The sequence below is a fragment of the Burkholderia sp. 3C genome (assembly GCF_054589155.1).
The window spans coordinates 1-6512 of the sequence record NZ_BAAILN010000048.1 but is presented as its reverse complement, the minus strand read 5'-3'; the positions used below and the strand labels follow the sequence as shown (position 1 = coordinate 6512).

Annotated in this window: 5 protein-coding genes; 3 read left to right on the top strand and 2 right to left on the bottom strand. The window is 65.7% G+C overall.

Features of this window, described 5'->3' with window-relative positions; all coding sequences use genetic code 11:
* Nucleotides 1–224, bottom strand: a 224-nt coding sequence (locus ACYP33_RS09175) for a hypothetical protein (RefSeq protein WP_459621150.1), incomplete at its 3' end; no start/stop codon positions are given.
* 249 nt (nt 225–473) lie between these two features.
* Here ACYP33_RS09175 and argB point away from each other — a divergent pair.
* The 3 genes from argB (at nt 474) to slmA (ending at nt 2880) form a co-directional block, all read left to right on the top strand.
* Nucleotides 474–1373: an acetylglutamate kinase gene (gene argB / locus ACYP33_RS09170; RefSeq protein ID WP_414443409.1), complete on the top strand. Its 900-nt coding sequence runs from the start codon at nt 474–476 to the stop codon at nt 1371–1373.
* 62 nt (nt 1374–1435) lie between these two features.
* A complete protein-coding gene (locus tag ACYP33_RS09165) occupies nt 1436–2200 on the top strand; it encodes a pyrimidine 5'-nucleotidase (protein WP_459621148.1) in 765 nt (254 codons plus the stop codon).
* Nucleotides 2167–2880, top strand: coding sequence for a nucleoid occlusion factor SlmA (slmA, locus tag ACYP33_RS09160; RefSeq protein WP_414450736.1), 714 nt, complete (start codon nt 2167–2169; stop codon nt 2878–2880). The genes ACYP33_RS09165 and slmA overlap by 34 nt, the downstream gene beginning before the upstream one ends.
* Before the next feature lie 78 nt (nt 2881–2958).
* Here slmA and ACYP33_RS09155 read toward each other — a convergent pair.
* A partial coding sequence (locus ACYP33_RS09155; RefSeq protein ID WP_459621146.1) for an Ig-like domain-containing protein occupies nt 2959–6512 on the bottom strand: 3554 nt, incomplete at its 5' end.

Sequence of the window (6512 nt, the reverse complement as noted above, 5' to 3'; positions counted from 1 at the left end):
GGGCCGCACGGGGCGGCCGCCACCTGCCTGGCGAGCGCGCCCGCCAGGCATTCGGGGCACAGGCACCGGCCGGCCGGGGCCGCCAGCGGCGGCAGCGCCGCGCACCAGCAGGCGAACGGCTCGGCCTCGGCGGCCCCGCTCGCCGCAGCCGCACCGCAATCGAACGCGGCGGTGCACTGTGGGCAGCGGCGCGAGGCGGGTACGGCGGTTGCGAAGCGTGGCATGGTGGCGTGAGCGGCTCCGGAAAGGAATCCGTCAAGCATAGCGCGGGCGGGCGAGATTGCCTCGGCGGATCGCCTTCGATTGCGCCCTTTTGTCGCAGAAAAATCACGCGAAACCCGAGTCGCAGCAGGCTTTGGCCAAATGGCCAAAATGGCCAAAAACCGCATGCTGCACTGCGCCAGTTGTGTACAATTCGCCGTGTTTCGCCCGTCCCGTTTCAGTATCAACCGCCCCGAACACGAGTCTGAGCCATGTCCGATCCTCTCGACCTCTCGCAGATCGCTCCTACGCTGAAAGCCGAAATCCTCGCGCAGGCGCTGCCGTATATTCGCCGATATCACGGCAAGACCGTGGTGATCAAGTACGGCGGCAACGCAATGACGGAAGAGCGCCTGAAGCAGGGCTTCGCGCGCGACGTGATCCTGCTGAAGCTGGTCGGCATCAATCCGGTGATCGTCCACGGCGGCGGCCCGCAGATCGACACGGCGCTCAAGAAGATCGGCAAGCAGGGCACGTTCATCCAGGGCATGCGCGTCACCGACGAAGAAACCATGGAAGTGGTCGAGTGGGTGCTGGGCGGCGAAGTCCAGCAGGACATCGTCACGCTGATCAATCATTTCGGCGGCCACGCGGTGGGCCTGACGGGCAAGGACGGCGGCCTGATCCACGCGCGCAAGCTGATGATGCCGGACCGCGACAACCCCGGTCAGTACATCGATATCGGCCAGGTGGGCGAGGTCGAGGCGATCAACCCGGCCGTGGTGAAGGCGCTGCAGGACGACGCGTTCATCCCGGTCATCTCGCCGATCGGCTTCGGCGAGGACGGCCTGTCGTACAACATCAACGCCGACCTCGTGGCCGGCAAGCTGGCCACGGTGCTGAACGCCGAGAAGCTCGTCATGATGACGAACATCCCGGGCGTGATGGACAAGGAAGGCAACCTGCTGACCGACCTGTCGGCGCGTGAAATCGACGCGCTGTTCGAGGACGGCACGATCTCGGGCGGCATGCTGCCGAAGATCTCGTCGGCGCTCGACGCCGCCAAGAGCGGCGTGAAGTCGGTGCACATCGTCGACGGCCGCATCGAGCACTCGGTGCTGCTCGAAATCCTGACCGAACAGCCGTTCGGCACGATGATCCGCTCGCATTGAGCGAGCGTCTCTCCCTCCCCGCCGGCCCGGCCAACCCGCCGGGGCCCGCGGAAGTCCTCGCGGTGGCCTCCCTCGCGCCGGCCCGGCCGCGCCGGGCACGCCGCACCCGCCCGCTCGCCGGGCGGCCGGTCTGGCTGTTCGATCTCGACAACACGCTCCACCACGCCTCGCACGCGATCTTCCCGGCCATCAACGCCGCGATGACGCAGTACATCATCGACAGCCTCCAGGTCGACCGCGACCAGGCCGATCATCTGCGCACCGCGTACACGAAACGCTACGGCGCAGCGCTGCTGGGGCTGGCGCGCCATCATCCGATCGATCCGAACGATTTCCTCAAGGTGGTGCACACCTTCGCGGATCTGCCGTCGATGCTGCGCGCCGAGCGCGGGCTGGCTCGCCGGATCGCCGCCCTGCCGGGCCGCAAGATCGTGCTGACCAACGCGCCGGAACGCTACGCGCGCGCGGTGCTGGCCGAACTCGGCATCGAGCGGCTGTTCGAGCGCGTGATCGCGATCGAGCACATGCGCGGCCGCCGCGCCTGGCGCGCGAAGCCCGATGCGTCGATGCTGCGCGAGGCGATGCGCGACGCGCACGCTTCGCTGGCCGACGCGATCCTCGTCGAAGATACGCGCAGCCACCTGAAGCGCTACAAGCGGCTCGGCATCCGCACCATCTGGATCACCGGGCACCTGCCCGAGCATCTGCCCCGAGTCGGCAAGCCGCACTATGTCGATCGTCGTATTGCTTCGCTACAATCGCTGCGACTGAGCACACGATCGGGGCGACAAAAATGCAACCGACTGACCCGCGCGACGCGGCCGTAAACCGCGACGAGACCACCGCCGCCAGCGCCCCGCCCACCGGGAGCGCAGGCGAACGCAGCCGCACGCGCCCGAAGCCCGGCGAACGCCGCGTGCTGATCCTGCAGATGCTGGCCGCCATGCTGGAAGCGCCCAAGCGCGAAAAAATCACCACTGCCGCCCTGGCCGCGCGGCTCGATATCTCCGAAGCCGCGCTGTACCGCCATTTCGCCAGCAAGGCGCAAATGTTCGAAGGCCTGATCGAATTCATCGAGAGCACGCTCTTCGGCCTGATCAACCAGATCGTCGAGAAGGAGCCTGACGGCGTGTTGCAGGCGCGCGCGATCGCGCTGATGCTGCTCGGTTTCGCGGCGAAGAATCGAGGCATGACGCGCGTGCTGACGGGCGAGGCGCTGGTCGGCGAGCACGAGCGGCTGGCCGAGCGCATCGAGCGGATGATCGAGCGCGTCGAGGCCTCGGTGCGGCAATGCCTGCGCATCGCGCTGCTCGAATCGAACACGCGCGACGGCGATGCGCCGGGCACCCCCGCCAGCGCGCCGCTGCCGGCCGGGTATGACCCGGCCACGCGCGCGAGCCTGCTGATCTCGTACGTGCTGGGCCGCTGGCATCGCTACGCGGGCAGTGGCTTTGCGACGGCGCCGGAAGAACGTGCCGACGAACAACTTCAACTGATTCTGCGGTAACGCACGCGTCAATGACACGGCCCGGTCTTCGCATTCGCAAAGACCGGGCCGTGTCCACCGTGCGGCGCGTCGGGCTGGTTATGCCATGAGCGTGGTTTGCATCGCGTTCTGCACCATCAGTTCGATATCCTGCGCGGCGTGGTGGCCGGTGTAGCCCACACCGTCAAGCACCGGCCGCCCTTCGTCGCTTCCCGGCGCGAGTTCCGGCATGCCGGGCACCCGGGCGCCGCCATTCGATCGAAACAGATCCTGATGGCCTGCGCCGAGCACGTCCGCCAACCACAGCTTCGGTGTGCTGCTGCCGACCCCGTGGTCGACATGGGAATGCCCGTCGCTTGTGTCGTGATCCATCCCGTCGAACAACCCGGCAATCGATCGCGTCGAGGCCGCCGGGCGGCTGATGGTGCCGCCATAATCGACCGTGAACTCGGGTGACGTCGAAATCAGGCCGCTGGCATCCTTCACGCTTGCCGCCAGCGTGTGCGTAGCGGCCTGCATGTCCTCGGGCAGCGGCAGCGACCATCGGCCGTTCGTACCCGACATGACCGTCCCGATCGAGATATCGCCGTCGTGGACGCTCACCTGCGCCGGCGCGTCCGCGTGTCCCGACACGCTCGAAAATGCGTTCGGCACGACTGACGATCCGCCGCTCACCGCGACACCATCGCGCACGAACAGCTCGGCCTTCAACGCATCGTTCCGGTAGACGACATACTGCTCGCCGCCGATCGCGACATTGCCCGCGCCGGCCCAACCGCCGGCCGCCAGATCGGGAATGCCGGCCAGTTCAACCCGATCGCCCGCGTTGCCATCCACCCGCACCTGCGAGTAGCCGTCCTGGCGGAAGACGTCCGGATGACCGAGATTCAGCACATCGGCCACCGACATGCGCAACGTGTTGTCGCCCGAGCCGGTGATGTCGATCACCTCGATACCGCTGATCCTGTCGGCCGCGCCGCTGTTCAGCGCGGTGATGTCGAGCACTTGATTCGCACCCGTCAATTGCAGTGTGTCGGTGCCCGCACCGCCATGCGCACCCGCGCCGGCGCCCGAAAAATAGCCGACGTTGGCGACGGTGAATACCGTGCCCCCGCTGCTGCCGTAGTACGCCATCTCACCAGTGAGCGCTTGCTCGGCCGGCACATCGACGGTCACGGGGCGATCCTCCGTACCACCAGGGCCGGTAAAGACGATGTCGTCCATCCAGCACATGACGCCAGGATCGTTTCGCCATTGCTGGTCGATTATGACGCTCACGAATTCCTGGCCGACATCGATATCGATCCTCTGATGCAGGCCGCCTGCAGCCGTATACGCAGGGGACGTGAAAATCAGCTTGCCATTCTCGTCAAAGAAATACAGCTTGACGGACTCTTTCGTCGTCACGTCGCCCAGGTCGAACGACATGCGCGTGGCAGACACCCCTCCATGCAGGTCCAGCCGCATCCCGCTGTTGAACACCAGTACGCGCGAGGATGGACGATCGGTAAGAGAGGTATGCGGCACATAGAGTTCGGAGCCCGTCAACAAGCCCTCCGTCCAATAATGGAAATCATTGCAGCGCAGGCTCGTCACGTCGAAATAGCGCGTTGACACGCTCGTCAAATGATCGTCAAACATCACGGGTTTCTGGAACGAGTCGAAACTCTCGGACACGCTGTTTTCCGTCATGACTCGCTCGACACCGTGATATGACGAGATATTGCCGGCCGTATCGACCAGCGCCGCCAAAACCTGCTTCGCGTCCTGTACCGGCGCAGAGAGCCTCGCAAAACCCATGGCGATCTCCCGCGGGCTCAACACATATTCGGAAAGACTGCCGTCGATCATCAGCGACAGCTTGCAGTCCGGGGCGGCCTGCTCCGAATGGAATCTCACCGTCACCAGCCCGGCGTTGGCATCGAACGTCACATCGATCGGCATCATCACCGAAGTCTTCAGCGTGACCACAGTGCTGTAGTCCTCGTCGCCATGCTTGCCTGCGGTGTCCACCACGCGCGTCTGGATCGCCCAATTGCCATTGTGTGCGTTCGGATCGACCGCAATCCACTTGCCGTTCGACTTCATCAGCGCGTCCTGCCATGTGCGCCCTCTATCGGTCGAGATTTGTACCCGGTCGTTCGCGCCGAGCACACCCTCGATGTGCCCCTCGATGAGACGGCCCGCCGTGCCGTCGTTGGTCAGCCAATCGCTGTGAGACACCCCGCTGTCGCGCCCCGCGTCGTCCACGATCGCGTGCGCGGTCGGCACACTGGGGACGATGTAGTCGAAGTTCGGCGACGCCGGGCTCAGGTTGCCCGCAGGGTCCCGGGCGGTAGCCGTCAACGTGTGATTGCCCACTGTCATTCCAGACGGCAGCGGGAACGTCCATTGGCTGTCGGCACCGGTCGTCGCGTTGCCGAGGAAGGTGTTGCCGTCATATATGCCGACCGTCGAATTCGGCTCCGCATGGCCCGACAGTATGGCGGGCGGGCCGGACGACGCCTGATCGATGATCGGCGGCAAGGGCGGCGTCACGTCGACTTCGATGATGTACGCCTCCGACGGCGCGCTCTGCCCGTCCGCATTGCTCGCTCGAACCGACAGACGGGCCAGGCCGTCCGGCAGCGGCTCCGGCAATCGATACGTCCACGTTCCGCTCGGGCCGACCTTGACGGTGCCCACTTCGGTGTTGTTGACGCGGACGTGGATGATCGAGTCGACGTCGCCGTGCCCGCTCAACACCGGACGCGGGTCGTTGGTCAGCCCGGCCTGGCCGATCGGGCCGGTATGCGGCTCGACGTTGTCGGTCACGGTGTCGATGGTCGGGCGCGACGGGAGGCCGTCTTGCTCCGATCCGCCGGGAATCTCGGGCACCGACGGGGCATCAGGCACGGGTGCTGGCGCATCGACGTCAAACGCGAAGTCGGCTGACTTCAGCGCCAGCCCGCTGGCATCCATCACGCTCGCCGTCAACGTATGCGACCCTGCCTGCATACCGCTCAGCGGCAGCGACCACCTGCCGTCCGTGCCCACCGTGACCGTCCCGATCCAGGCATTGCCGTCGTAGATCGTCACCTGCGCCTGCGCGCCCGCGTGTCCCGACACGCATGGCGATCCGTTCAGCACGATCGAGTCGATCACCGGTGCGACGACCAACAATTCAGCGTTCACCGCGACGCCATCGCGCACGAACAACTCGGCCTTCAGCGCGTCGTTCCGATAGACGACATACTGCGCGCCACCGATCATGAAAGTGCCTGTACTGGCCCAACCGCCAGCCGCCAGACCGCTCATCCCGGCCAGCTCCACCCGGTCGCCCGCATTGCCCGTCACCCGCATCTGCGAATAGCCATCCTGGCGGAAAGCATTCGGGTGGCCGAGATTCAGCACGTCGGCCATTGACATGCGCAACGTGTTGTTGCCTGAGCCGGTGATGTCGATCACCTCGATACCACTGAGCTTGTCGGTCGCGCCGCTGTTCAGCGCCGTAACGTCGAGCACCTGATTCGCGCCCGTCAACTTCAATGTGTCGATGCCCGCACCGCCATGCGCCCCTGCGCGAACGCTCGAAAAATAGCCGACATCGGCCACGGTGAACACCGTGTCCGCGCTGCCGCCGTAGCGCGCGATCGTGCCGGTGAGCGCTTGCT

Coding starts and splice junctions, on each gene's coding strand:
- slmA (WP_414450736.1), top strand. CDS start 2,167: ATGCAACCGACTGACCCGCGCGACGCGGCCGTAAACCGCGACGAGACC.
- argB (WP_414443409.1), top strand. CDS start 474: ATGTCCGATCCTCTCGACCTCTCGCAGATCGCTCCTACGCTGAAAGCC.